Source organism: Oxobacter pfennigii (genome assembly GCF_001317355.1).
GTDB classification, from domain to species: domain Bacteria; phylum Bacillota; class Clostridia; order Clostridiales; family Oxobacteraceae; genus Oxobacter; species Oxobacter pfennigii.
The window spans coordinates 17,537-43,658 of record NZ_LKET01000014.1 but is presented as its reverse complement, the minus strand read 5'-3'; the positions used below and the strand labels follow the sequence as shown (position 1 = coordinate 43,658).

23 protein-coding genes are annotated in these 26,122 nt (G+C 40.0%); 19 read left to right on the top strand and 4 right to left on the bottom strand.

Annotated features, from left to right (window positions below; all coding sequences use genetic code 11):
- Position 1: 1 nt before the first annotated feature.
- Complete coding sequence (gene yhbH / locus OXPF_RS01095) at positions 2-1,186, top strand: sporulation protein YhbH (RefSeq protein ID WP_054873371.1); 1,185 nt, start codon at positions 2-4, stop codon at positions 1,184-1,186.
- Positions 1,187-1,191: 5 nt separating this feature from the next.
- Positions 1,192-2,475: a SpoVR family protein gene (locus OXPF_RS01090; protein ID WP_054873370.1), complete on the top strand. Its 1,284-nt coding sequence runs from the start codon at positions 1,192-1,194 to the stop codon at positions 2,473-2,475.
- 230 nt (positions 2,476-2,705) lie between these two features.
- Here the strand turns inward: OXPF_RS01090 and OXPF_RS01085 are convergent, their stop codons facing one another.
- Entirely contained in the window at positions 2,706-4,352 is a 1,647-nt protein-coding gene (locus OXPF_RS01085) for a SulP family inorganic anion transporter (protein ID WP_054873369.1), read from the bottom strand.
- 159 nt (positions 4,353-4,511) lie between these two features.
- Here OXPF_RS01085 and OXPF_RS01080 point away from each other — a divergent pair, with 159 nt between their 5' ends.
- From OXPF_RS01080 to OXPF_RS01025, 12 genes are all read left to right on the top strand, one after another.
- Entirely contained in the window at positions 4,512-5,153 is a 642-nt protein-coding gene (locus OXPF_RS01080) for a class II aldolase/adducin family protein (protein WP_054873368.1), read from the top strand.
- Between the two features lie 431 nt (positions 5,154-5,584).
- The gene (locus OXPF_RS01075; RefSeq protein WP_054873367.1) at positions 5,585-5,941 is read left to right on the top strand and encodes an NADH-quinone oxidoreductase subunit A; all 357 of its coding nucleotides are present in this window, start codon (positions 5,585-5,587) and stop codon (positions 5,939-5,941) included.
- Entirely contained in the window at positions 5,932-6,486 is a 555-nt protein-coding gene (locus OXPF_RS01070) for an NADH-quinone oxidoreductase subunit B (protein WP_423230550.1), read from the top strand. Before OXPF_RS01075 ends, OXPF_RS01070 begins: the two co-directional genes overlap by 10 nt.
- Complete coding sequence (locus tag OXPF_RS01065) at positions 6,479-6,922, top strand: NADH-quinone oxidoreductase subunit C (protein WP_054873366.1); 444 nt, start codon at positions 6,479-6,481, stop codon at positions 6,920-6,922. The genes OXPF_RS01070 and OXPF_RS01065 overlap by 8 nt, the downstream gene beginning before the upstream one ends.
- A gap of 30 nt (positions 6,923-6,952) precedes the next feature.
- Positions 6,953-8,068, top strand: a complete 1,116-nt coding sequence (locus OXPF_RS01060; RefSeq protein ID WP_054873365.1) for an NADH-quinone oxidoreductase subunit D — start codon at positions 6,953-6,955, stop codon at positions 8,066-8,068.
- Between the two features lie 30 nt (positions 8,069-8,098).
- The gene (nuoH, locus tag OXPF_RS01055) at positions 8,099-9,142 is read left to right on the top strand and encodes an NADH-quinone oxidoreductase subunit NuoH (RefSeq protein WP_054873364.1); all 1,044 of its coding nucleotides are present in this window, start codon (positions 8,099-8,101) and stop codon (positions 9,140-9,142) included.
- Positions 9,143-9,159: 17 nt separating this feature from the next.
- On the top strand, positions 9,160-9,615 hold the full coding sequence (locus OXPF_RS01050) for a NuoI/complex I 23 kDa subunit family protein (RefSeq protein WP_054873363.1): 456 nt from the start codon (positions 9,160-9,162) through the stop codon (positions 9,613-9,615).
- Positions 9,616-9,617: 2 nt separating this feature from the next.
- Positions 9,618-10,118: an NADH-quinone oxidoreductase subunit J family protein gene (locus OXPF_RS01045; protein WP_054873362.1), complete on the top strand. Its 501-nt coding sequence runs from the start codon at positions 9,618-9,620 to the stop codon at positions 10,116-10,118.
- Positions 10,115-10,423 (top strand): NADH-quinone oxidoreductase subunit NuoK, encoded by a 309-nt coding sequence (gene nuoK / locus OXPF_RS01040; protein ID WP_054873361.1) that lies wholly within the window; start codon positions 10,115-10,117, stop codon positions 10,421-10,423. The genes OXPF_RS01045 and nuoK overlap by 4 nt, the downstream gene beginning before the upstream one ends.
- A 23-nt stretch (positions 10,424-10,446) precedes the next feature.
- The gene (gene nuoL, locus OXPF_RS01035) at positions 10,447-12,333 is read left to right on the top strand and encodes an NADH-quinone oxidoreductase subunit L (protein WP_054873360.1); all 1,887 of its coding nucleotides are present in this window, start codon (positions 10,447-10,449) and stop codon (positions 12,331-12,333) included.
- A complete protein-coding gene (locus OXPF_RS01030) occupies positions 12,333-13,838 on the top strand; it encodes a complex I subunit 4 family protein (protein ID WP_054873359.1) in 1,506 nt (501 codons plus the stop codon). The genes nuoL and OXPF_RS01030 overlap by 1 nt, the downstream gene beginning before the upstream one ends.
- Positions 13,838-15,259, top strand: a complete 1,422-nt coding sequence (locus OXPF_RS01025; protein ID WP_054873358.1) for an NADH-quinone oxidoreductase subunit N — start codon at positions 13,838-13,840, stop codon at positions 15,257-15,259. Before OXPF_RS01030 ends, OXPF_RS01025 begins: the two co-directional genes overlap by 1 nt.
- Before the next feature lie 82 nt (positions 15,260-15,341).
- Here the strand turns inward: OXPF_RS01025 and OXPF_RS01020 are convergent, their stop codons facing one another.
- The gene (locus tag OXPF_RS01020) at positions 15,342-15,818 is read right to left on the bottom strand and encodes a DsrE/DsrF/DrsH-like family protein (RefSeq protein ID WP_054873357.1); all 477 of its coding nucleotides are present in this window, start codon (positions 15,816-15,818) and stop codon (positions 15,342-15,344) included.
- A gap of 76 nt (positions 15,819-15,894) precedes the next feature.
- The gene (locus OXPF_RS01015) at positions 15,895-17,238 is read right to left on the bottom strand and encodes an aminotransferase class V-fold PLP-dependent enzyme (protein WP_054873356.1); all 1,344 of its coding nucleotides are present in this window, start codon (positions 17,236-17,238) and stop codon (positions 15,895-15,897) included.
- A gap of 123 nt (positions 17,239-17,361) precedes the next feature.
- Between OXPF_RS01015 and OXPF_RS01010 the strand changes: the two genes are divergently transcribed.
- Together OXPF_RS01010 and OXPF_RS01005 are read left to right on the top strand one after the other, a co-directional pair.
- Complete coding sequence (locus OXPF_RS01010) at positions 17,362-19,089, top strand: ABC transporter ATP-binding protein (RefSeq protein ID WP_054873355.1); 1,728 nt, start codon at positions 17,362-17,364, stop codon at positions 19,087-19,089.
- Positions 19,090-20,952 (top strand): ABC transporter ATP-binding protein, encoded by a 1,863-nt coding sequence (locus tag OXPF_RS01005; protein WP_054873354.1) that lies wholly within the window; start codon positions 19,090-19,092, stop codon positions 20,950-20,952.
- A 256-nt stretch (positions 20,953-21,208) separates the two neighbouring features.
- Here OXPF_RS01005 and OXPF_RS01000 read toward each other — a convergent pair whose 3' ends face one another.
- Complete coding sequence (locus OXPF_RS01000) at positions 21,209-22,153, bottom strand: hypothetical protein (protein WP_054873353.1); 945 nt, start codon at positions 22,151-22,153, stop codon at positions 21,209-21,211.
- A gap of 212 nt (positions 22,154-22,365) precedes the next feature.
- On the opposite strand from OXPF_RS01000, the gene OXPF_RS00995 reads away from it, so the two are divergent.
- The 3 genes from OXPF_RS00995 to cooS are packed head-to-tail and all read left to right on the top strand — an operon-like array spanning position 22,366 to position 26,072.
- Entirely contained in the window at positions 22,366-22,857 is a 492-nt protein-coding gene (locus OXPF_RS00995) for a 4Fe-4S dicluster domain-containing protein (RefSeq protein ID WP_054873352.1), read from the top strand.
- 20 nt (positions 22,858-22,877) lie between these two features.
- On the top strand, positions 22,878-24,143 hold the full coding sequence (locus tag OXPF_RS00990; RefSeq protein WP_054873351.1) for an NAD(P)/FAD-dependent oxidoreductase: 1,266 nt from the start codon (positions 22,878-22,880) through the stop codon (positions 24,141-24,143).
- Between the two features lie 27 nt (positions 24,144-24,170).
- The gene (gene cooS, locus OXPF_RS00985) at positions 24,171-26,072 is read left to right on the top strand and encodes an anaerobic carbon-monoxide dehydrogenase catalytic subunit (protein WP_054873350.1); all 1,902 of its coding nucleotides are present in this window, start codon (positions 24,171-24,173) and stop codon (positions 26,070-26,072) included.
- The last annotated feature ends 50 nt before the right edge of the window (positions 26,073-26,122 follow it).

Below are 26,122 nucleotides of genomic sequence, written 5' to 3'. Positions count from 1 at the left end.
CATGGCTATCCTGAGGGAATTTGAACCTAATCATCCTGACAGGTCAATAGAGGACAGAAGGCGTCACAGGCAGCTGGTGGAAAAGTCCATTAAAGATAATCTGGCCGATGTAATATCAGAAGAGAGCATTATAGGCCAAAGCAAGGATAAAAAAATAAAAATTCCCATAAAGGGTATAAAAGAATATCAGTTTATCTATGGGGATAATAATGGAAAAGGTGTAGGAAGCGGAGACGGAAATCAAAAAAGGGGAGACAAGATTGGTCAGGACAGTGAGAAAGGAAGGGGAAAGGATGGTCCTGGAAATGAAGAAGGGGAAGATATTTATGAGACTGAGATAACATTGGAAGACCTTATTAACTATCTCATTGAGGATTTGGAGCTGCCTTTGATGGATAAGAAAAAGTTTTCTGAAATAATATCCAGCAATTCAAAGAAAAGGTCCGGCTATCAAAGGAATGGAATTAACCCCAGGTTTGCTAAAAAAAGGACTGTTATTGAAAAACTCAAAAGAGAGCAGACAGCAAAGAGGGCAGTTCGGGAGTCAAACGATGGCTCCTTAACAGATAACAGCACAATAAAGATAAGATTTCCTTTCCGTCAGGATGATTTAAGATATTTCAGGGTAAAGAAAAAGCCCAAAAGAGAGCTTAATGCCGCAGTTATTTGCGTCATGGATACATCCGGTTCCATGGATAACACCAAGAAATTTCTTGCACGGTCCTTTTTCTTCATTCTCTATCAGTTTATTAAAATGAAATATAATAACGTGGAAGTAAAATTTATAGCCCATTCAACCATCGCAAAGGTGGTTACGGAAAGCGAGTTCTTCCACAAGGTGCAATCGGGAGGAACCTATATATCCAGCGGGCTTAAAAAAGCTCTGGAAGTAATTGAGGAAAATTATAACCCGGCCTTCTGGAATGTATATACCTTCTGCGTTACCGATGGTGAGAACTGGTATGAAGACAACGAACAGGCTTTAAAATATGGTATAAAATTAAGTGAGATATGCAATCTTTTCGGTTACAGCGAAATTATTCCAGGTTCCTTTGAAAGCGACATAAAAGAAATACTTGAAAAAGGAATAAGGAGAAATAATTTCACCGCCGTAACCATTATGGATAAGCATGATGTGTGGGAATCTCTTAAAAAAATACTCAAAAAAGAGCTCTATGGGAGGTGATTTCCATGGAATACACAGGACAAGAGTTGATGAGCTGGTGCGAAACAATTGAAGGTGCTGCAAAGGATTTCGGCCTTCTGTTTTATCCCCAGGAATTTGAAATAATAGGCCACAAGGAGATGATAGGCTACGAAGCTTATGTAGGAATGCCATCAAGGTACCCTCACTGGAGCTTTGGAAAATCCTTTGAGCGTACAGAGTCATTGTATAAATATAACCTTACGGGACTGCCTTATGAAATGGTGATAAATTCAGATCCCTGCCTGGCATATTTAATGAAAGACAATACCCTGCTTCTGCAGATTTTAACCATTGCTCATGTATACGGCCATAATGACTTCTTTAAAAATAACCGCCTTTTTAAGGAAGGCACCAGGGCTTCATATACCTTGGAGATGTTCAAAAACAATGCAGGTATGGTGAGGGAGTATATAAATGATCCAAGCATTGGTTATGATGAGGTTGAAAAGGTATTAAACGCTGCTCATGCCGTAAGATTTCAGGTAAACAGAGTAGTAGGAATAGCAAAAATGCCCCATCCAGGCGTTAAAAATGAAGCCTCGGAAGATGATTTAATGGGATTTATAATGGCTTATGGCAATTTGACGGAATGGCAGAAAAATATTTTAAACGTTGTGAGAAAAGAAACCCTTTATTTCATACCCCAGATAGAAACAAAGATAATGAATGAAGGCTGGGCAAGCTACTGGCATTATAAAATACTCAATATGCTGAACCTTCCCAATTCCCTTCATATTGAGTTTATAAAGCGGCATAATGATGTAATAAGGCCGGCCATGGGAAGGATTAACCCTTATCATTTAGGCTTTGAAATGTATAAGGATATAGAAAAAAGATACGGCATTGAAAAGATATTCGAAATAAGGATGCTGGAGAGGGATGACTCTTTTATAAGAAGGTATCTTACAAAAGACCTTTGCCATGATTTGAATCTCTTCCAATATATCAAGGAAGATGACGACTATTTTGTTGATGAAATATCCGATGATTCAGGCTGGCAAAAGATAAGAAATACATTATGCAGCAACTCCGGAATGGGGATGATGCCTGATATTAAGGTAGACAGTATATCAAAGCACAATAACGCCCTCGTACTCAATCATATCCATGAGGGCAGGGACTTAAATTCAGCCTATACTGAGGCTACATTAAAGCATATATATGACCTTTGGGGGTATCCCATTCAACTGAACACAAAGTTAAAACATAAAAATATCCAATATTTTTGTGATGACAGTAAGAAGGTTACATTAAACTATGTAGGGTAAATACTTCTTGGAAGAAATAAGTAGCTGCTCAATTTTGAACAATGAAATGAGCATTGTGAGAGTTCTTTAAAAGTTCTTGGAGACTCTGCCGCAGAAAATACTTAGAATTTTAGATTGTCTGAGCAATAGCGAGTTATCAAAATTCTTGTATTTTCAAGGCAGGGAGCCTTAGAACTTGCAGAACTCTCAACACAGCGAAGGTCATGTTCAAAAATTGAGCAGCCTGTTTTTTAGGCTACAACTATATCCTGAGCGGCTATAATTGCCTGATCAGCGCTCCAGAATATCATATCCTTGCCTATTTTGTCAGATAGTGAGCTTTTCTCCAGCATGTTTTTTACCTGGGGTTGGAGAGCGCACAGCATCAATTTGCAGTTTTTCTTGCTCAGTTCATGTATAAGCTCATCCAGTGCATAAATGCCCGATGTATCAATAAGAGGAACACCTCTCATGGAAAGTATGAGCACACGTACATCATCAAGCTGTTTAAGCTTTGAAGACAGCTGCTGTACCGTTGCAAAAAATATGGGTCCTGTGAAGTATACTACCCTTATATAGCCTAAAAGATCATTGAGGCTGATATTCAAACTTCCGTTCATTCTGGCTTTATCAACTTCATGGATGGCGATTTCCATGTTTGATATCTTGACCAAAAACATTAAACTTGCAAATACAACGCCTATTATAATAGCCTGGGTCAAATCAAACACTACAGTTGCTGTCATGGTTATTAAAAATTTTGCCATGGCACTTTTAAATTTCTTCGAGAATATATACTTGATATTATGCCATTCATTCATACGCCATGCAGTTACCATCAAGACTCCTGCAAGAGCGGACAGAGCTATTTGAGACATTACCGGAGCAAGAATGAACATGGATATCAATAACCCGATGGAATGAAATACGCTGACTAAACGGGTTTTGCCTCCGGATTTTATTGCCACGCTGGTGCGGGCAATAGCAGCTGTTGCAGGAACTCCGCCAAAGAAAGGTATCAGAATATTTCCTATACCCTGGGAAATAAGCTCACGGTTAGCATCCAGCTTTTCGCCGCTCATCTTTCCGCCCACCTCACCGCAAAGCAGGCTTTCAATCATACCTAATGCAGATATGCTCAATGCGGGAAGGAGCATATCCCGAATATCCGATAAATTTATGGACATAAGGTTTAATCTGCTATCTGGCAGAAGAGTTTTTGGAATTTCACCGATTACCGCTACCGGCAGTTTAAGAAACATATTTGCTATAAGAGAAATACCTATGCCTGCAAGGGAAGAGGGTATGACCTTGTTCCATTTTTTGGGCCATAAAACCATTACCCCGATTACAATCAACCCTAAAATTACAGAAGGCCAGTCCGGGTTTATGCCGTTTTTAAAATATGAAAAAAGCTTCAATAAACTGGATTCTGTATGTTCTGAGGTTATACCGAAGAAATTGTCAATCTGGCCTACAGCAATAATAACTGCTATGCCTGATGTGAAGCCTGTTATAACAGGAACGGGAATATAGGATATTACCTTGCCGAATTTTAAAAATCCGGCGGCAACCATTATAATACCAGCCATTAAACCTGCAACCCATATTCCATTTAAACCGTATTTCTGGGACAGAAGTATCAATATTGCCGTCATTGCTCCCGTAGGTCCGGAGATTTGATAAGAACCGCCTGAAAGGGGGGCAATCAAAAGCCCTGAAATTATTGCGGTTATAAGCCCTGCAGCAGCAGATGCGCCTGAGCCTACACCAAAAGCCAATGCCAAAGGCAGGGCAACTGCCGTAACTGTAAGGCCGGCCATAAGGTCTTGTTTCAAGCTGTTCAAATTGTATCCTGAAAATTCCTGTTTTATGTCCTTTATGTAACTGCTTATCATTTTTTACTCCTCAGTCCTTAATATTTTATAGAAGAACATCAATTTTTTTATAAATTTGACATTTATGTTTAAATATCTACAATTATTTATTATAGAATCTATTTCGGACAAATACAATATGCCTTAAGCTGTGATAATATATTTATGGAGGGTAATTTTATGGACAATATTTTGGAATTGAAGAAGGATGTCTTAAATATAGCTAAAGCTTCCTATAATATTGGATTGGTTGTCGGAACCAGCGGAAATGCCAGTGCTTATGATCCGGAATGTATGCTTTTAGCCATAACCCCCAGCAGCATGGATTACGGAGTAATGAAGCTTGAGGATATTGTGGTAATAGACTTAGAAGGCAATATAGTCCACGGGAATTTAATGCCTTCGTCGGAATGGAGGATGCATGCGGTTTTGTATAAGCACAAAAGGGATATTAAAGCTATCATACATACCCATTCCCCCTATGCCACAAGCCTTGGAGTGCTAGGCAAAAGCATACCGCTTATATTGATTGAAATGATTCCCTCTATAGGCGGGGATATACCAGTTGCGGAGTTTGCGCTTCCTGGATCAGCGGAATTGGGGTTTGAAGCTTTAAAGGTCTTAGACAAAAGATACGGCTGTATTTTAAAGAACCACGGCACATTGGCTGTAGGGAGAAGTCTTAATGAAGCTTATTTCAGGGCTTTATATATGGAAGATGCCGCAAAAATATATCATCATGCCTTAAGTTTGGGAACGCCTCAGCTAATATCAGAAGAGGATGAGGAAGCCATGAGAAGAATATTCAATATGAGATTATAATTAACGGGAAAAATAATGCCGCCTTGACGAAAGTTGAGGCGCATTTTCTTTATTGTAAAAATTATTGATTTTTATTGATTTCTATTGAACTTCTCTAAATTCTGAAGATTTTTATTCTGCATGTGAATATATACACAAATCAAAATCATTATGGCACAATTAATAAATTATTAAAAATTTATAAACTCCCATTGCTTCTAAGGTATGGCTATAGGGCATTGAAATCAGCTTTTTTACTGTGATCACAATGGGTTACAAAAGGGTGTGTGTTATACAACAGCAAAATTGCTATATGTTAAAATTTTATTTACTTCTACATATTGAAATAGTAATTTTATAGTTTTACAATAAATAAATGTGAGATATCTAATAATAATTTTAAAGAAGTATAGACATAAAAACTTAGCTCAGATCAGGAAGGAGAATGAAAATTGCTCAGAGATTACGGTATACTTGGCATATTTTTGCTGGGCGGCATGGCCTTCGGATTTGTTATTTTAATCACCAATTGGCTGGTTAGACCCAGAAAACCCAGCCACGAGAAGGAAACCACCTATGAGTGCGGGCTGGATACTCAGGGACCTACCTGGGTACAATTTAAAATAAACTATTTTTTATATGCCTTATTGTTTGTTTTATTTGATGTGGAAACGGTATTTCTTTATCCCTGGGCGGTGGCATTTAATTCTGTAGGCTTATTTGCCCTGGTTGAAATGTGTATATTCATAGCTATCCTTGCTTTAGGCTTATGGTATGCGTGGAAGAAAGGAGCATTGGAATGGGAATAGATAAAAATGTATCCTTGCTTGAAAAAGAAATGAGGCTTAAAAAAGAGGAAGAAGAATTATTAAGAGAACAGATAAATAACAGGGTATTTTTCACCACCTTTGAAAAGGCCATAGATTTCTGCCGCTCAAATTCCTTGTGGCCTGTTTCCTTTGGTTTGGCCTGCTGTGCCATTGAAATGATGGCCTCCGGCGGAGCAAAATATGATATATCAAGATTCGGCTATGAGGTTTTCCGCCCTTCACCCCGCCATGCAGATGTCATGATTGTGGCAGGAACGGTGACTGAAAAGATGGCTCCTCTTTTAAAACATCTATATGATCAAATGCCGGAGCCTAAGTATGTCATAGCCATGGGAAGCTGTGCAATTTCAGGAGGTCCCTTTGCAGATTCCTATTCTGTAGTAAGGGGAGTAGATGAAATAGTGCCGGTAGATGTTATAGTACCCGGTTGTCCGCCAAGGCCCGAAGCGTTGATAGATGGTTTTTTAAGTCTTAAGGAAAAAGTAAGAAATCCGGAAGTTGCGAAGGTGAGAAGGAATGTATGATATTATTTCAATAGTAAGTGAGCTGAATAAACATTTTATCGAGGGACTTGAAATTTCAGAGAATGGGCAATCTATATATGTAAAGAGCAAAAGCATAGTAAATGTTATGAAGCTTCTAAAAGAGGAATTTGATATTGTAAGGCTGTCGGATATGACAGCAGTCGATTATGAAGACAGGTATGAAGTCGTATACCATTTAAGCGATAATGAAGCAGAAATGCTTACACTGAAAGTGAAGCTTGATAAAAATAATATGATAATACCCACCATTACTCATGTTTTTAAATATGCGAATGAGCAGGAGAGAGAAATATACGATTTGATGGGTATAGTGTTTAAAGGGCATGAAAACCTGAAAAGGATTTTGTGCCCTGACGATTTTGTCGGGCATCCCTTGCAGAAGAGTTTCAAGCTAAGCCCGGCAAAGAGATTTTAGCTACATCTGAAGACAGGAGGAATTTTTGGGATGTCTATTGTTGAGACGGATTTTGAAACCCAGGAATATAAAATAAACTTAGGCCCCCAGCATCCCAGTACCCATGGGGTATTTCGGGCAGTGCTCACATTAAACGGTGAGCAGATTATAAAATGTGAAAACCATATAGGCTATCTTCACAGAGGCATTGAGAAGCTTGCGGAAGGCAAAACATATTCCCAGTTTGCCGCTTTAACCCCCAGGCTGGATTATTTGGCAGGTGCGCTTAATAACTGGGGATATGTGTATACTGTGGAAAAGTTAATGGGTATAGAAGTGCCTAAAAGAGCGGAGTATCTTCGTGTAATAATAGGTGAATTGCAGCGCATTGCCAGCCATCTTGTAATGCTGTCCAGCACCTCTATAGATTTAAACGCGGTCACTGCCTGGATGTATGGCTTTACTGCAAGGGAAGGAATACTTGATTTAATAGAAATGGTAACAGGCTCCAGAATGACACCAAATTATTTTACAATAGGAGGCGTCATGGATGATTTGCCTTATGGTTTTGATGCTGCCGTAAAAAAGGCCATAGCCGAATTAAATGACAGATTAGCGGATATAGAAAACATGGTTTTGGGTAATGAAATATTTCAGGGAAGGACAAAAAACGTCGGGGTTATTACAAAGGATATGGCTATGGAGTATGGAATAACCGGACCTAATATAAGAACGGCGGGAATAGCCCATGATTTAAGGAAAATCGCACCCTACAGCGTTTATGACAAGTTTGATTTTGAAGTTCCAGTGCTTGAAAATGGTGACAGTTTTGACAGATATCATATACGTATCCTTGAAATAAGAGAAAGCGTAAAAATAATTGAACAGGCTCTTGATATGCTGCCTCAAGGTGATATATCTTCAAAGGTTCCAAGGATAATAAAGCCATCTCCGGGTGAAGTATACGGCCAGATAGAAAGCGCTAAGGGAATCTTAGGCTATTATATAGTAAGCGATGGAAGTGACAAGCCATACAGGCTTCATATTCACTCGCCTTCATTTGTCAATATAGGTATTTTTCCGAAGCTGGCTGCGGGACAGAGCATGCAGAATTTTATAGCCACCCTGGCATCCTTTGACATCTGCTTGGGGGAGATCGATCGCTAAAATTAAGACTTGATTTAAGGGGAAAGTTTTATGAATATTTTAAATGATATTTTTACTAAGGGTTCAGCAAAAGTAAGGGATATATTGATATATTTGGGATTTAACGGACTTATAACGGATTTCTTAATGTCGGTTATTTATTTTGTTGCTGTCGCAGCCGTAGTAACCTTTAATATAATATTTATTTTATGGATTGACAGGCGCGGTTCCGGATTCTTTCAGGAAAGGGTCGGGCCAAACAGAGTAGGACCCTTTGGGCTGCTGCAATCATTAAATGATGCAGTCAAACTCATAGGAAAAGAATCCATAATACCTGAAGCAGTGGATAAATATGTTTACAAGCTGGCTCCTATTTTTATATTTACAATTACAATAATGCTTTATGCTGTGCTTCCTTATGGCAAGGATATGTCGGCAGTAAATATTAATGTAGGGATTTTATATTTCACTGCCATTTCGTCCATGTCTTCAATCGTAATCCTTATGGCAGGATGGGGTTCAAATAATAAATATTCACTTATAGGCGGCATGAGGACCATAGCACAGATTATAAGCTATGAAATTCCCTTTTGTTTTTCAATGCTAGGTATAGTGATGCTTGCGGGAACACTGAACTTAAATGAAATAGTGGCTTCACAACAAAAGGTGTGGTATATACTCTATCAGCCGGTGGCATTTTTAGTATTCATCATTTCGGCATTGGCTGAGCTTAATAAATCTCCCTTTGATATGATGGAAGCCGAGCAGGAGATCGTGGCAGGGTATCACACCGAATATTCGGGAATGCGCTTTGCATTGTTTTTTATGGCGGAATATGCAAACCTCTTTGTTATGGCAGGATTGGGCGTAACTTTGTTCTTCGGCGGATGGCAGGGGCCATTCCTTCCTTCCTGGCTGTGGTTCATGGTTAAGACCTACATGATGATATTTTTTATTTTGTGGCTGAGGTGGTCCTTGCCCAGAGCAAGAATAGATAAAATGATGCAGTTTAACTGGAAGTTTCTTATTCCTGTATCCATGGCAAATGTGTTTATGACTGGAGTAGGTTTAAAAATAATTCAATTTATAAAATAGTTTGGGGGTAATTTAAATTGTACGGTTTAGGTATAGTTAAGGGAATGGGTATAACAATGAAGAGATTCTTTAAAAAGAAGGTGACAGTACAGTATCCCGATGTGAAACCTGTATTGCCGGAAAGATCTCACGGTTCCTTGGGATTTGATTTTGATAAATGCATAGCCTGCAACATGTGTGCAGATGCCTGTCCTAACGGTGTCATAAAAGTTGATTTTACAAAGGACGAAAAAGGAAAAAGAGTTCTTAAAGACTACAATATGAACCTCGGTTACTGCCTTTTTTGCGGTCTTTGCGTAAAAGCCTGCCCTAAGGATGCCGTATATTTTAAAAAGGACTTTCATATGGTATGCTACCAGAAATGCGATACGGCATATCACTGGGACAGACATGAAATAACTAATTCAGCTGAAGATTTGCCCGTGGATAATATAAGGGACATAGAGGGTAAACCCATAAGTCAGGGGGTATAGCCATGCTGGTTACCGTAATTTTTTATGTGGCAGCGCTTTTAATTATTTTTGCAGCCATAAGGATGGTTAATTCCACAAACCTGGTTCACAGCACCCTTTTCATGGCGGCTGCTTTTGCGGGTATCGCAATTATATATATATTGCTTAATGCGGATTATCTTGCAATCGTTCAATTGATGATTTATGTAGGTGCCATATCGGTGCTCTTTGTTTTTGGCGTAATGCTGACCAAACGCAAAGATATAAGTATAAGCAGTACCTTCGGCAGATATAAGATAGGAGGTATTATTGTATCCTTAAGTGTCTTTGCAGTTTTTGCAGCTTGTCTTTTAACATTTAAGTATGTTCCTTCAAATGAAGCTGCTCCGGAGTCTTCAATCCATGCAATATCATCATTATTGTTCAATGATGATGCCATAACTTTTGAAATTACGGGAATGCTTTTATTAACTGCCACCATTGGGGCAATTGTAATCGGGAGAGGAGTGAAGGAACAGAAATGATTACCTTACATCATTATTTGATATTGAGCGCAGCTCTCTTTTGTATAGGCTTGTATGGTGCAACTTCTAAGAAAAATGCCATTGCGGTATTCATGGGAGTGGAGCTTATGCTGAATTCAGCAAATATAAATATCGTGGCTTTCAATCATTATTTAAAGCCTAATGTATTGTCAGGACATGTATTTGCCATCTTTGTGATTGCAGTTGCTGCAGCTGAAGTGGCGGTAGGCCTGGCAATTATATTGTCCTTATATCGCCACCGCAAATCCACCAACGTTGACGATATAGATTTATTAAAGTGGTAGATATTTTAAGGTAGGTGAAAAAAATGCTAGGTAATGTTTTAGCAATCCAAATGCTGCCTCTTATAGCATTTATATTGATCGTATTTTTTACAAAGAAATATAAATTTTTAAGCGCTTGTATTTCATTGGCTGCTGCGGCAATTTCCGCACTTTTATCCATAATAGTTTTAGTAAATATTTTATCCGGAAGAGCACCGGTGGAAGTAAGCATAAATTGGCTTGATATACCGACAATGGGTGCCATAAAAGGTTTAAATATAGAGATGGGTTTACTTATAGACCCTCTTTCATCATTAATGCTTGTAATAGTGACGTTTGTAGCCTTTTTAGTAATTCTTTATTCCTTTGAATATATGAAGGGAGATGAAGGATATTCCAGGTATTTTGCATATATTTCCCTCTTTACCTTTTCGATGCTGGGTCTTGTTGTTTCAAGCAACTTTTTTCAGATCTTTGTATTCTGGGAATTGGTAGGTCTTTGCTCTTATCTTTTAATAGGCTTCTGGTTTCATAAGAAATCAGCATCGGATGCCAGCAAGAAAGCCTTCATAACAAACAGGTGGGCGGATTTTGGTTTTATGATCGGCATTATTTTATTATTTATTAAATATGGCACATTCAATTTTAATGAGCTGATCATTCTTGTTGCTGCGAATGATTTACCTTCCAATATACTCATTGCAGCCCTTATATTTATGGGGCCTATAGGAAAATCAGCACAGTTTCCCCTTCATGTATGGCTTCCCGATGCCATGGAAGGTCCTACACCGGTGAGCGCCCTTATTCATGCGGCAACTATGGTGGCGGCAGGTGTCTTTCTTATTGCCAGAAGCTTTGTTATATTTGAAGGATTGCCCCATATTTTGACTGCAATGGCTTATATAGGCGGCTTTACTTCAGTTTTTGCGGCAGTTATCGCAATTACTCAGGATGATATCAAGAAAATACTTGCTTTTTCCACCTTAAGCCAGTTAGGTTATATGATAATGGCTATGGGTATGGGCAATATAACCGCCGGCATGTTTCATTTGACAACCCATGCATTTTTTAAGGCACTGCTCTTTTTAGGTGCCGGAAGTATAATTCATGCTCTCGATAATCAAAACATATTTAAAATGGGTGGCTTAAAGGAGTATATGCCTTTAACCTGCTATACCTTTATTACAGGCTCTTTAGCGCTGTCGGGGATCTTTCCTCTGGCAGGCTTTTGGAGCAAGGATGAAATATTAAGCACAGCATTAAAAAGCGGCCACACAGGCTTATATATATTGGGTACCTTTGTGGCATTCTTGACCTCCTTTTATATGTTCAGGATGATTTTTACTGCCTTCTTCGGTAAAAAGCGCTCAGACTACCATGCCCATGAAGGAAGCATTTTTATGAAACTGCCCTTGGTATTGCTTTCAGTTTTGTCTGTAATTACAGGTTTTGTTAATTCTCCATGGTTTTATAATGCATTTAACAAAAGCTTCGGCACATTTATATTTTACAAGGAAGCGGAAATGCCTGATGTTGATATAACTGTTGCGGCTGTTTCTACTTTCGCTGCACTCTTTGGAATATTCCTTGCCTGGCTTATGTATCGTAAAGAGGTTATACATGCAAGTGCAATTAAAAAGAAATGGAAAGGTTTATATAACTTGATATACAATAGGTTTTATATAGACAATTTATATGCTTTTTTATTTGAGAAGGTTATGTTAGGAGCAGGACGCGCCTTTGATGTAATTGAGCACAAGCTTATAGACGGAGTTTTTGATGGTTTTGCCAAAACCATTGGGTTTGCCGGTAAAAAGATACGCTTGATACAGACGGGCTACCTTCAAAGCTATGCTTTGGTAATGCTTAGTGCCGTGGTTGTAATGGCAATTATTCTATGTGCTCCATACTTAGGAGGTGCATTTAAATAATGGGAATTCATATACTTTTGATTATATTGCTATCTCCCATGATAGGAGGGATGGCAATACTCATTGTGCCTGGAAAAAAAGAAAAGGCAGTAAAAATTATAGCTTTGTTAACTGCACTTATATCTCTGATGCTTTCATTTGCTATATTTTTAAATTATGACAGCAAAACAGGAGGTTTGCAGTTTTTAGAACATTATACCTGGATTAAAGGCTATGGAATTGATTTTACACTGGGAGTGGACGGCTTAAGCCTTCCCTTAGTGCTTTTAACCTCCATTATTTTAACATGCAGTGTCCTTGTTTCCTATAAGCTTCAGGAAAGGGTAAAGGAATTTTTCTTTTTCATGTTCATTCTATCAAGCGGAGTCTTTGGCGTATTTATGTCGGGAGATTTGCTTTTAATGTTTATGTTCATGGAAATGGCTGTTATACCCAAATTCATACTGATAAATGTATGGGGCAGCAAAAACAAGGAATATGCTGCAATGAAATACACCCTTTACCTGTTAGGGGGAAGCGCCATAGCCCTGGTGGGTATTATGGCCATATATATTTACGGCGGCGATAAAGTTTTAGGGCTTGGAAGCTATACCATGGATATTGCAAAGCTTTCATCAATAAAGTATGATGTTAATTTTCAGAGATTTGCCTTTTTTATAGTCATGCTGGGATTCGGAGTTTTGGTACCCATGTTTCCCCTTCACAGGTGGACACCGGATGGGCATTCTGCAGCGCCTACGGCTATAAGCATGATTTTGGCCGGCGTAATCATGAAGCTGGGGGGATATGCCCTCATTCGAGTCGGAATAAATTTCTTCCCTCAAGGCGCCGTGTTCTGGGGGCCTTTGATGGCTCTTTTAGCTTCAATAAATGCAGTATATGTTGCATATGTTGCCATGGTTCAAAAGGATATTAAATATGTCATTGCCAATTCATCAGTCAGCCATATGGGCTATGTATTATTAGGATTAGCATCCTATAATGCAGCCTCCATAAGCGGTGCGGCAGCCCAGATGTTTGCTCACGGAATAATGGCGGCATTATTCTTTGCACTTGTAGGATTGATTTATGAAAAAACACACACCAGAATGATTTCAGAATTAGGAGGATTGGCTCACCAGATGCCAAGGATAGCTTGTGCCTTTATAATCTGCGGACTTGCATCTTTAGGCCTGCCGGGAATGTTTAACTTTATTGCGGAATTTTCGGTATTTGTCGGTGCCATACAGGTTTATCCCCTGCTTTCGGTAATATCCATATTTGCGGTGGTGGTAACTGCCAGTTATGTATTGAGGATTATTCAGCAGGTGTTCTTCGGGCCTAAAAATACAAGATGGAACCATTTAGAAGATGCAAAGGCTATGGAAATGATTCCGGTTGTATTGCTTTGCGGTGTAATGATAGTTCTTGGCATATTCCCCGGACTTATGATGAATATGCTGAAAGCCAGTATAGTGCCCATAGTTAATAAGTTTACTACCCTTGGGATAGGGGGGATTTTATAATGAATTTTTCTTCGGTTTTGCTTGAAATAGGAGTTGCAGCCCTTGGACTTTTAATACTCGTTATCGGCCCTATGTTTGCTCAAGAAAAAAAAGGATACCTTGGTTATTTCTCGGCATTTATTCTTTTGTGCATTCTTATTTTAAGCTTTGTATTTAAAAGCAATATGAGCGCAAGCTTTTATGAAGGAATTTATGTAAATGATAGTATGTCCTTGTATTTTAAGCAAGTTTTTATAATAGGGGCAATTATGGTGACCTTGATGTCGGTAAATTATATAAAGGGGCTTACGGACAGCAGAAGCGAGTTTTTTGCAATAATTCTGTTTGCAGCGTTAGGAATGATGTGCGTATCATCCTCTGGCGACCTTATAACCTTGTATGTCAGCATGGAATTGATGTCCATATCCTTTATAATACTGACTTCCTATGAAAAAAAGAATATAAAATCATCGGAAGCCGGGATGAAATATGTGCTGTTAAATGCCATATCTTCGGCTGTACTTTTATATGGAATGAGTTTTTTTTACGGTATTTACGGTAGTGTGGACTTCAAGGAGTTGATAAGTACATTGAATAATGGCAATGAACCCTTGATTCTTTTAGCAAGCATTTTGATGCTTGCAGGTTTTGCTTTTAAAATATCGGCGGTTCCTTTTCACATGTGGTCACCGGACGTATATGAAGGAGCACCAAGTCCCGTTACGGCATTTTTGGCCGTAGGCTCCAAAGCAGCAGCTTTTTCGGCTTTGATTAGAATCATGACGCAAGTATTAAACCCGGCCTTCAATAAAATATCTGTACTTATAATTGGCCTTGCGGTATTATCCATGATTGTGGGCAATTTAACGGCAATACCTCAGAAAAATATAAAAAGGATGCTTGCATATTCGGGGATATCCCATGCCGGTTATATACTCTTAGGTTTAATTGCCCACACTGAATTTGGTATAAGCGCCATGCTTTATTACCTCATGCTCTATATGTTTGCAAATGTGGGGGCTTTTGCCTCAATAACAGCCTTTATAAATTCTACAGGCAGGGAGGACATACAGGATTTAAGCGGCATGTGGAAACGTTCGCCCTTTTTATCCTCAGTGCTTTTAATAAGCCTTTTATCATTAGCCGGCATTCCTCCGGCTGCAGGCTTTATAGGAAAATTCTATCTGTTTTCGGAAGTCGTAAAACAGGGATATATATGGCTGGCATTTTTAGCCATGGCTATGAGCGTGGTTTCAATATATTATTATATAACGGTGATAAAGACAATGATAATGGGAGAACCGGAGGGCGATGAAAGGATAAATATACCGCCTTCTTTAAAGATTGTAATGGCAGTATCATTATTTATGATTTTGGCTATGGGAATTTATCCCGGTCCTATTACTGACTGGACTTTGACTGTAGCAGCTTTGTTTTTTTAATAGCTTAATAGTGGCTGTCGCACTTGAAACAACATAAATGAGCACGGCGAATGTAGTGTTTCAAGTGCGACAGCTACTTATTTTAAACAAATAACTGCATGTTTGAATCCAAAGCATCCTTTAAATATTCCTTGACATCCACGATCTCAAGCTCGGGTATCATCTCTTCCTTTTTAAATCCCATGACCTCCACCGACAGCTGGCAGCCATAAAATTTTATGCCCTTTTTTCGAGCTTCTTCCAAAAAATCCTTAAGGCTTGGAGATTCTGCGTCCTTCATCATCATGGTCAGCATCTTTTTCCCCATGCCCTTCATATCCATTTTTGATAAAGGCAGCTCCTCCGGCCCCTTTGGTGTTGTCATGCCGAATATCTTTTCATATATGGTCTTGTCTTCCAAGCTTAGCTTATCCGGATCCCTTAAAAGCATCAAACCCCAGAATGCACAAAATAATGTAACCTTTACACCCATTTCTGCAGCACCGTCTGCTATTATGAGGGCTGCTAAAGCTTTATCGTAATCTCCGCTGAAAAGAAGTATATTCAATTTTTTTTCCAAGTATTTTTCCTCCTAAAAGTTCCATTTAAACTCAATGTTTATTATTACCTTATATATGGTTATTATTAAAGATAATTTACCGGCTTCTTCTGAAAGATGCGTATTTTTCAGTGTATCTGTACCTATGTGCTGTAATCCATTGAAGTGCATTTATTGCTTTATCTATTTCTTCAAAGGAATTATAAAGTCCGAAGCTTATTCTTACCATGCCCGGCCTCGGAAAATAAGCATTATCAATAATATTTTTAATATCCCCGGAAGTTAAATTCAGTATTTTTTGTATATAAGGCTGGGCGCAGAAACAGCCGTTTCGAACGGCGATTCCGACTTCCCGGGACAAGGCCTCTGCAACTATTTCATGGTGCAGCCCTTTTATATTAAATGATATGATTCCTACCTTGTCATCTTTGCTGTAAGAATCTCCATATACTGTTATATCCGGAATATGGCGGATTTTTTCAGCGGCATAGCCGGTTAATTCCTGCTCGTAACTTTCAATGTTTTCCATGGATACTGCCTCAAGAGTATTGATGGCAGCTAAAAGTGCCACAACGCCTATTATATTGGGAGAACCGGCTTCTTCTCTGTAGGGGGCTTCATCCCATATGACAAAGTCTTTTGTCACAATTTTTACGGTACCCCCGCCTTTATAATCGGGATCTCCCCTTTCAAACATATCTTTAGGGCCTATTAGCACTCCCGTTCCGAAGGGAGCATACATTTTATGGGCCGAAAATGCAAGAAAATCTATGTTTTCCAATGGAGTGTGAGGCATCATATCAATTGAAGAATGGGGAATCAACTGGGCGCCGTCCACACAGATTTGGGCTCCGTATTTATGTGACAGGGCGGCTATCTCATGAATTGGGTTTTTATATCCTGTGACATTGGAAGCGCCTGTTATGGTCACCAGCTTTACCTTACCCTTATGTTTTATAAGCCTTTTCTCCAAATCACTGACTTGAAGGCGGCCTTCCTCTGTGATATCGATATATTCCACCTTGAATTTGTCCCTCCAGGGCAGGTCGTTTGAATGATGTTCCATGTATGATGACAGTATGACACAATCTTTGTGGTTATTGTAAAAACAATATGAAAGCTTGTTTAGCGCTTCAGTTGTATTTTTTACAAAGATTGCTGTGTATTTTTCCGGGTCGGCATTGACGAAATTCAGCACCCTTAATCTGGCGCTTTCAAATAAATCCGATGATAACCTGGACTTATATCCACTGCCCCGGTGCACCGAAGAATACCAGGGTGCAAATTTATTTACTTCATTTATGACAGATACAAAGGGAGGTGTGGTAGCAGCATTATCAAAATTAATGGCTGTGACAAACCTTCCGTTCTCAATAGGAACCTTGGTATCTGCACCCATTATAAGGCTTCTGTAGCCCTTGTCTAAATTGCCGAAGTACATTTTATCCTCCGATTTTTATTTGCTATCATACCATTATATTAAAATGAATTTAAATAGTTACAGTAAAAGCATTGACATTGGATGATTAAATGAGAGAATATATTTTTATGGGGTGAGGAATAGATGGAATTTTTAAATAAATATATAAAAAAATACTGGAAGGGCTTTTCACTTGCAATTTTATTTCTGATGACAGAAGCTTTTTGCGACCTCCTTCAGCCTTCTATAATGTCAAAGATAGTTGATATAGGTGTCAAGAATAAGCAAATGGACTATGTACTTAAAAACGGTGCCATAATGCTTTTAGTAACTTTTATCGGAGCTATAGGTGCAGTGGGGCGCAATATAATGGCCAGTAATGTATCTCAGAAATTTGGCGCACAATTGCGTTCCGACCTTTTTAAAAAGATACAGACCTATTCCTTTGACAATCTGGATAAATTTGAAGGTGCATCCCTCATTACAAGGCTGACCAATGATGTGACACAAATTCAGACTTTTACAAACGGACTTATGAGATTTTTTGCGAAGTCACCTATTTTATGTATTGGGAGCATTATAATGGCTGTGAGGCTGAATCCAAGGATGTCTTTGGTGCTTCTGGCCGTTATTCCTCTTATAAGTATCTTGATATACCTTAATTTAAAGCTTGGATACCCCCGTTTTGTAAAAGTTCAGAAATCTTTGGATAAGGTTAATACTATAATGAGGGAATACTTAAGCGGTGTAAGGGTAGTTAAAGCCTTTAACAGCTTTGATTATGAAGACCAAAGGTTTCAAAAGACCAACGAGTATATGGCAGCCATGTCCATAAATGCCGCAAGGATTATGGCAATATTTTCACCCGGAATATCCTTGGCTGTTAATTTAGGCATAGTTGCGGTTCTGTGGTTTGGAGGTCTCTTAACAGATATAGGCAGTATGGGCGTGGGAGAAATAATAGCTTTTATAAATTATATGACCCAGATTCTTTTTTCTCTTTTAAGAATATCCTTTGTCTTCACCACATTCGTGAGAGCCCGGGCTTCTGCCGAACGTATAAGCGAAGTATTTTCAGAAGAAAATACTATGTTTATGGCAAAAGAACCTGTAAAGCCTTTAAATATAAAAGGCAGAATTGATTTTGAAGGTGTGTATTTTTCATATGACGGATATGACAATCATCCCGCACTCAAAAATATTAATTTTACCTGCATGCCGGGTGAAACATTAGGTATTATCGGTTCTACAGGCTCGGGTAAAAGCAGCCTTGTAAATTTGATTCCCCGTTTTTATGACGTGTCGGCTGGCTGTGTAAAAATAGACGGTATGGATGTTAAAAGCATGGATATGAAGGAATTGAGAAACAGTATAGCAATTGTACCCCAGAAAATAATTTTATTCACAGGGACTATCATGGATAATATTTTATGGGGCAAGGAAGATGCAAAATACGAGGAAGTTTTAAAGGCTGCAAAAGAAGCCCAGGCTCATGATTTCATCGCCTCTTTCCCCGAAGGTTATAATACCATGCTGGGTCAGGGGGGAGTCAATTTATCCGGAGGTCAGAAACAAAGAGTATCTATAGCAAGAGCTCTTATTAAAGAGCCTAAGATACTCATCCTTGATGATTGCACAAGTGCGGTGGATATGAATACAGAAGCAAAAATAAGGCAGGCACTGAGGCAGCATTTCAATAAGCTGACCTGTATTATAATTGCACAGCGCATAACCTCCGTCATGGGAGCTGACAGGGTAATTGTATTGGATGATGGTGAGATTGCAGGGATGGGCAGTCATGAGGAACTTTTAAATTGCTGTGATGTATACAAGGATATATACCATTCACAGATCGGCAGGGAGGTTAGTTAAATGGCAGAGAGTAGTGGAAGAAATAAAGGGGCGGATAATTCCTATACTCCGGTCATAAATATGAGCGGAAGGCCGGGAGGCAATCGCCGCGGCATGCCTGTCATAAAGCCTAAAAATTTTAAGGCAACGGTATTAAGGATGTGGGAATATTTCGCAGGTGAACGAAAACTATTGATGGCTGCCTTCATGTTCATTTTATTGAACTCATTTTTAGGCCTTTTAGTGCCCTTTCTCATAGGACGGTCTGTGGATGCTATGGAAGCAAGGGGCGGTTTGGTGGATTTCAATCTTTTAACCAAAATGATATCTATCCTTGCCATTGTTTATCTATCTGATGCCATTGTTGTTTTTCTACAGGAATGGACCATGGCAGGCGTTGCCCAGCGAATTGTCATGAGCTTGAGGCGGACACTTTTTTCAAAGCTTCAAAGCTTGCCTGTATCATTTTTTGACAGGCACACCCATGGAGAAATTATGAGCAGATTATCAAATGATATTGAGAACATAAGCACCATTATATCCCAGATTACCACACAGCTTATGACAGGCTCAATAATTATATCGGGTTCATTTGTAATGATGGTTATACTAAGCCCCATGCTGACATTGGCAAGTGTTATAACCATACCAATGGTATTTTTATTGACCAAAACCATTGCCAAAAGGACCAATGTATTGTTTAAAAGCCAGCAGGCGGAATTGGGAAGGCTAAACGGACATATAGAGGAGACCATATCGGGTATACAGATAATCAAAGCCTTTAACCATGAAGAAAAGGCCATGGAAGAATTCGATGCAGTAAATGACAGATTGTGCGAGGTTGGTTTGAAAGCCAATATGTGGTCGGGATTTATAATGCCCATGATGAACGTCATAAACAACATAGGCTTTGCTGCTGTAGCCGGTGTAGGCGGAGTATTGGCAGTCAACGATCTGATTACCATCGGCATCATTGCCAGCTTTTTAAGTTATTCAAGGCAGTTTGCCAGGCCCTTAAATGAGATGGCAAACATATTTAATAACCTTCAGTCGGCAGTAGCCGGGGCTGAAAGAGTCTTTGAAATATTAGATCAGGAGGAAGAGCCTAAGGATGCTGAAGATGCAATTGAACTTAAAAATCCAAGAGGTAATGTTATATTTGACAATGTAAGCTTTGGTTACCGGAATGATTTAAAAGTACTTAAAAATATAAGCTTTGAAGCACATGCGGGAAGCACCATAGCCTTGGTCGGACCTACCGGAGCCGGTAAAACCACAATAGTAAATTTGCTGACCAGATTCTATGATGTAACAGAAGGAAGTATTTTAATAGACGGTTTAGACATAAGGGAATATACCAGAGACAGTTTAAGAAGGTGCTTTGGGATAGTGCTGCAGGATACTTATTTATTTACCGGTACCATAAAAGAAAATTTAAAATATGGAAGTCCTGATGCTAAAGATGAGGATATAATTGCAGCCTCAATTATGGCAAATGCCCATCCTTTTATAAGGAGGCTCCCTAAAGGATATGATACCGTACTCACGGAGAGCGGAGGAAATTTAAGCCAAGGACAAAGACAGCTTCTGGCCATTGCCAGGGCAATATTGAAAAACCCCTCCATACTGATACTGGACGAGGCTACAAGCAGCGTTGATACCCGCACCGAGCTTCATATACAGGAAGCTATGCTGAAATTAATGGAAGGCCGAACCAGCTTTATTATAGCCCACCGTTTAAGCACCATAAGGGATGCGGATATAATCATGGTAATTGACGGAGGGGAGATAGTTGAAAAAGGAGACCATGAAAGCCTTTTAAAATATAAAGGCGTATATCACAACCTTTACTTTAGCCAGTTTACTAATTCAACGGAAAATTAATATGCAGGTGATGACAGATATTCATGGGGCTGTCGCATTTGAAACAACATAAATGAGCATTTGAGAGAGTTCTCTCTAAAGCTCTTGGTGACTCTGCCAAAGATATTACTTAGAATTTTAGATTGTTTGAACGGAAGAAGTTTAAAAATTCTTGTATTTTCAAGGCAGGGAACCTTAGAACTTGCAGAACTCAAGCACAGTAAATGCAGTGTGTCAATGCGACAGCCCATGAATATTATTGAATATCCCCCATCTTCTAAGACGGTTCTAGAGGCCAAAGGGGGCTGCCTTTTAAAATTTCCTCCACTTCCTCAAAGCCCGTCATTAAGGCATGGTTGTAGCGGGCCGGCAGCGCAAAAACGTATTTAGAATTGCTGCCCAATTTGCTTGGGCCAATAGGCGCCGCGCTGACAAAGAAATCTCCCTCATTCAGAGCGTCCCACTGTTCAAATGTAAAAATCATAATAGGGATGTCCTGATGTGGGTCCTTCTGGCTCCAATCCGGATGCCGTATCAAAAGCTGCGGACCGGCTTCAATAATATCCGTCCCGGAGGTTCCTTCCCATTGTTCCTCAATTATTGAATATCCTTTCCAGGTTTCCGGAAGATGAAATTGGAAGCCATACCGGATATTTTCATAAACAACAGGGCCATATTGTACGTACTCGCCTAGGGTCATGTTGCTGATAAGCCAGCGGTCCTTTACCTTCTGGACCACAATGGTGACCGGACGCTTGGCGGCAGCCCCTCCCTTTGCCAGCTCCACGCTGGTAACCTCGATGATCTCTCCATAAACAGTGTATTCATTCTTATCTGCCATTTCCATTCTCAAAATATCAATACGGTCGGGCCATGGGCTGGAAACCCTGCGGCCGGGTGCGCTTTGCGGATCAGAGCTCCATTTTTGCAGCAGCTCAGTCGTCACATAACTGCTGTAATTCTTTTCAATGCTTGCAGCCACCACATCTTTTGGAGCCAGGAGGGAGACCATTTGGAGCCTTTTTCCGAAAGCTTCCACCAATTCCTCTACATCCTGCTCGTCCTGTTTAAGATTATCCTTCTTGTCAGGTAACAGTTTACTTATTTCTTGCCGTGAACTGCCGTTGTTATACACAGCCATCAATACAAATGTACAGCTTAAAACTGCTACTAAAACGGCAGCAAAAGCCATAATTTTTTTGGATTTATTTAAATTGTCCAAGACATCGCTCCCCTTTCTGTTAATTAATTATTTCCATTTATTAGACGAAAGATATTCTCAAAGGTTCTCCATGATTCTAAAATTTATGTATTTCCATTTTAATAACATTTTTTGTGTGATATAAAACACATTTTTATGTGAGATATTTATTTTTCTTTATTATGAGGTTTTCGTATACTTATTTCAATATATACAGAGAAGGAGGGTTGTTGATGAAGAAGATATTTGTGATAAAAGAAAAATGCAACGGCTGCATGAGCTGTGTTGTGGCATGTACACTTGCCCATGAAAAGGCTTCCACATATCAATCGGCATCAAAAATTGAGCCGGGCCGCATAAGCGTCCAGGCGGTGAAGGGCAAACCGGTACCTTTAGTGTGCCATCACTGTGAAAACCCTGCATGCGTAAATGCATGTATGAGCGGAGCCATGCAAAAAGATTCCGAAACAGGAATTGTAAGCAACGAAGGAAACCTTCAGAAATGCGTAGGCTGCTGGATGTGCATCATGGCATGTCCTTATGGAGTAATTACTCCTAAAAAAGACGGGTCACAAAAAGTTGCCGTAAAATGCGATTTATGCAAAAACAGGGCTGCCGGTCCGGCATGCGCAGAAGCATGTCCAACAGGTGCTATTGTGTTAATGGAAGAAGAGGAATTTGCCGATTATAAAAGAAAAATTACCGCGTATGAAATTAAAGATTGATAGGGAGGAGGGGGAATTCTATGCACTATGTAATCATCGGTAATAGCGCTGCCGGAATTTCAGCTGCCCAGGAGATAAGGAAGCTGGATAAAAAATGCGACATCCTCATTATATCAAAAGAGCAGGAGCCGGTATATTCCCGCTGCTTATTGCCGGACTATATATCGGGAGAGTTGGGTAAAGAAGAACTTGGCATCAGGGATTTTGATTTTTATCGCCGCAATAAAATAAAAACCCTTCTCGGTAAAACGGTAACAGCTATTTTGCCCCAGTCTGCCTGCGTTATATTGGAGGATATGAGCCGGATCCATTATGACAAGCTTCTCATCGCTACAGGGAGTATTCCGCTGATCCCGGAATTCATGAGCATAGAGAATATAACTCCATACACTTTGAACAGCCTTGAAGATGCAGAAAAAATACTGAGGGATAGCGGAAGATGTAAAAAAGTAGCCATTATAGGCAGCGGGTTTATAGGAATTGAACTGGCCTTTGCCCTTAGAAAAAGAAAAAAGGACGTAGTGGTAATCGGAAGGTCAAATAGAATACTCAGCGGCCAGCTGGATGACTTTGCTGCCGGACTGATGCGAAATGAGATTGAAAAGTCAGGCATAGAGCTTAAGCTAGGCTGCAAAATATCGGAAATAATAGCATATTCAAAGTTAATGAGGTTCTTTAAAGCTAAGGAAATCAAGGGAGTTATGCTGGCCGATGGTACGATGATATCCTGCGATATGCTGGTGTTTGCATCAGGCACAAAAGCCAATATGGATATGGTTAAAGGCAGCGGTATAAGCACAGATAAGGGAATCATTGTCGATGAATATATGCAGACAAATATAGAAAATATATACGCCGCTGGAGATGTGACGGAGACGACGGATGCTGTAACAAAACTTAAACGGCTAAGTCCAATATGGCCTAATGCAGTAATCCAGGGAAAATTTGCAGGATATAATATGGCGGGTTTAAAGAAAAGATTTGTTGAACAGGTAAGTATGCAAAATACATCGGAATTCAGAGAAGTGCCTTTTATATCGGTAGGCACCATTAACCCTCCAGAAGGAGAAGGATTTGAGACTCTGGTGCATTATGATGAACATCAGAAAGTATATAGGAAAATTGTACTAAAGGATGATATACCTGTAGGAATGATATTTCTCGGAGATATACAAAATGCCGGAGTTGTAGCCGGCTATATCAGGAATGGGAAAGACGCTTCCAATGTCAAACATCGTTTATTATCCGACAGATACAGTTATGCGTATCAATTGGTAAACCAATAAATTTTTAGATAGGAGAGGAGAATTAATATGGCTAAATGCACAATAGATTGTTCAACATGCACATCAAGTCATGCTTCCATACAGGAGATGTACGGAAGGGCCCAGGAACTTGGAATAAAAACAACTTTCGACAGGTATCAGGACCAGCTGCCACAATGCAGTTTTGGAATGGAGGGAGTATGCTGCCAGCTTTGCTCCCATGGACCCTGCAGGATAACCCCAAAAGCTCCAAGGGCTATATGCGGGGCTACAGCCGATACTATTGCCGCAAGAAACCTGCTGCGCCTGGCATGTCATGGCCTTTCAGCCTATTCCCACCAGTTGGAAGAAGCGATAAACACACTGAAAGCAACAGCCGAGGGTAAGACTCCATATAAGATTATGGAGGAAGGAAAGCTTAAGGATATAGCGGGGGCTCTTGGTATAGATACCTCAAGAGATATAAATGCTATTGCGGCAGATCTTGCAAATGCAGTAGCATATGAGTTGAGGAAAGAGACAAGGGAGCCTTTAAAATTGGTAGAGCTTCTTGCGCCTAAGACCAGGCTTAGCGCATGGGATAAACTCGGTATTATTCCCGGAGGGCCTCTTTCCGAATTAAGGGATGCAATGACAAAGACCATGAGCAATATTAATACAGACCCTGTTGACCTGCTGCTGACCACAATGAGGCTTTCTATCGCGGCAGGATACATGGGATTGATAGCTACCATCACACTTCAGGACATTATTTTGGGTAATCCGCAGATTGGCGTAACACAAGCAGACCTTGGGGTGCTGGATACTGAAACTGTAAACATCGTAGCCCATGGACACGTGCCATACGTCGCAGTGGCCGTACTGAAGGCAATAGCTGAAGATGAGGAGCTTAACTACCTGGCAAAGGAAGCCGGAGCAAAAGGTATAAAGCTTTATGGGTCAATGGATACGGGGCAGGAACTTTTACAAAGGCTTAATACGGCAGGAAAGGGATTTGCAGGGCAGCTTGGCAACTGGCTGACCCAGGAGCTTATGGTTACAACAGGGGCTGTTGACCTTGTAATGATGGATCTTAACTGCTCCATACCCGGCCTTAAACTTGCTGCCGACAAGTTCCATACCAAACTTGTTTCGGTATCTCACGTCCTTAGGATGGATGGAGTAGATACGAATATGGATTATGTCCCCGAAAAAGTAAAAGAACAGGCAAGAGAGCTTGTTATGATGGCTATCGAAGCATATAAAAAACGCGGCACCGTAAATGCAGTTAAAGTCCCTAAATATAAGTCGGATGTTATAGCTGGAGTAGGCGTTGAATCCCTTCTTGGAGTTCTTGGCGGATCCTTAGACCCATTGCTTGATGTAATAAAGTCGGGTCAGATAAAAGGTATAGTAGCCGTTGTTGGATGTACGAACAACAGGAACGGACATGACTCGGCGTCACTGCAGCTTATAAAGGAATTGCTTAAGAAAGATATTATGGTTATAACTGCAGGCTGTGTAGCCAGCGGAGCTCAGATAGAAGGGCTTCAGACTCTGGAAGCATCAGACTATGCAGGAGAAAAACTTAAGGCTATCTGCAAGGCATTGAATGTACCGCCGGTATTAAACTTCGGCTCCTGCATAGATATAGGCAGGATAGGAATCGCGGTAACTGCAATTTCCGAAGCCCTTGGGGTAGACCCAAGTCAACTGCCTGTGGCAGCGTCGGCACCGGAATATCTGGAGCAAAAAGCTGTGGTTGACGGAGTATTTGCCATAGCCTTCGGACTTTTAACACACTTAGGACCTGTACCGCCGGTAGCTGGAGCACCAAATGTTACAAGCATTCTTACAGGCGCCGTTGAAGACCTTGTGGGGGGTAAGGCTAACGTAGAGCAGGATATGGTGAAAGCTGCAGAACAGATAGAGGAACACATTATGTCAAAACGGGCAAGCTTAGGTATTTGATGGAATTGATATGGTATTAGTCTCCATAATAACTTAATAAGCATAAAAAC

Coding starts and splice junctions, on each gene's coding strand:
- yhbH (WP_054873371.1), top strand. CDS start 2: ATGGCTATCCTGAGGGAATTTGAACCTAATCATCCTGACAGGTCAATA.
- OXPF_RS01090 (WP_054873370.1), top strand. CDS start 1,192: ATGGAATACACAGGACAAGAGTTGATGAGCTGGTGCGAAACAATTGAA.
- OXPF_RS01085 (WP_054873369.1), bottom strand. CDS start 4,352: ATGATAAGCAGTTACATAAAGGACATAAAACAGGAATTTTCAGGATAC.
- OXPF_RS01080 (WP_054873368.1), top strand. CDS start 4,512: ATGGACAATATTTTGGAATTGAAGAAGGATGTCTTAAATATAGCTAAA.
- OXPF_RS01070 (WP_423230550.1), top strand. CDS start 5,932: ATGGGAATAGATAAAAATGTATCCTTGCTTGAAAAAGAAATGAGGCTT.
- OXPF_RS01065 (WP_054873366.1), top strand. CDS start 6,479: ATGTATGATATTATTTCAATAGTAAGTGAGCTGAATAAACATTTTATC.
- OXPF_RS01060 (WP_054873365.1), top strand. CDS start 6,953: ATGTCTATTGTTGAGACGGATTTTGAAACCCAGGAATATAAAATAAAC.
- nuoH (WP_054873364.1), top strand. CDS start 8,099: ATGAATATTTTAAATGATATTTTTACTAAGGGTTCAGCAAAAGTAAGG.
- OXPF_RS01045 (WP_054873362.1), top strand. CDS start 9,618: ATGCTGGTTACCGTAATTTTTTATGTGGCAGCGCTTTTAATTATTTTT.
- nuoK (WP_054873361.1), top strand. CDS start 10,115: ATGATTACCTTACATCATTATTTGATATTGAGCGCAGCTCTCTTTTGT.
- nuoL (WP_054873360.1), top strand. CDS start 10,447: ATGCTAGGTAATGTTTTAGCAATCCAAATGCTGCCTCTTATAGCATTT.
- OXPF_RS01030 (WP_054873359.1), top strand. CDS start 12,333: ATGGGAATTCATATACTTTTGATTATATTGCTATCTCCCATGATAGGA.
- OXPF_RS01025 (WP_054873358.1), top strand. CDS start 13,838: ATGAATTTTTCTTCGGTTTTGCTTGAAATAGGAGTTGCAGCCCTTGGA.
- OXPF_RS01015 (WP_054873356.1), bottom strand. CDS start 17,238: ATGTACTTCGGCAATTTAGACAAGGGCTACAGAAGCCTTATAATGGGT.
- OXPF_RS01010 (WP_054873355.1), top strand. CDS start 17,362: ATGGAATTTTTAAATAAATATATAAAAAAATACTGGAAGGGCTTTTCA.
- OXPF_RS01005 (WP_054873354.1), top strand. CDS start 19,090: ATGGCAGAGAGTAGTGGAAGAAATAAAGGGGCGGATAATTCCTATACT.
- OXPF_RS00995 (WP_054873352.1), top strand. CDS start 22,366: ATGAAGAAGATATTTGTGATAAAAGAAAAATGCAACGGCTGCATGAGC.
- OXPF_RS00990 (WP_054873351.1), top strand. CDS start 22,878: ATGCACTATGTAATCATCGGTAATAGCGCTGCCGGAATTTCAGCTGCC.
- cooS (WP_054873350.1), top strand. CDS start 24,171: ATGGCTAAATGCACAATAGATTGTTCAACATGCACATCAAGTCATGCT.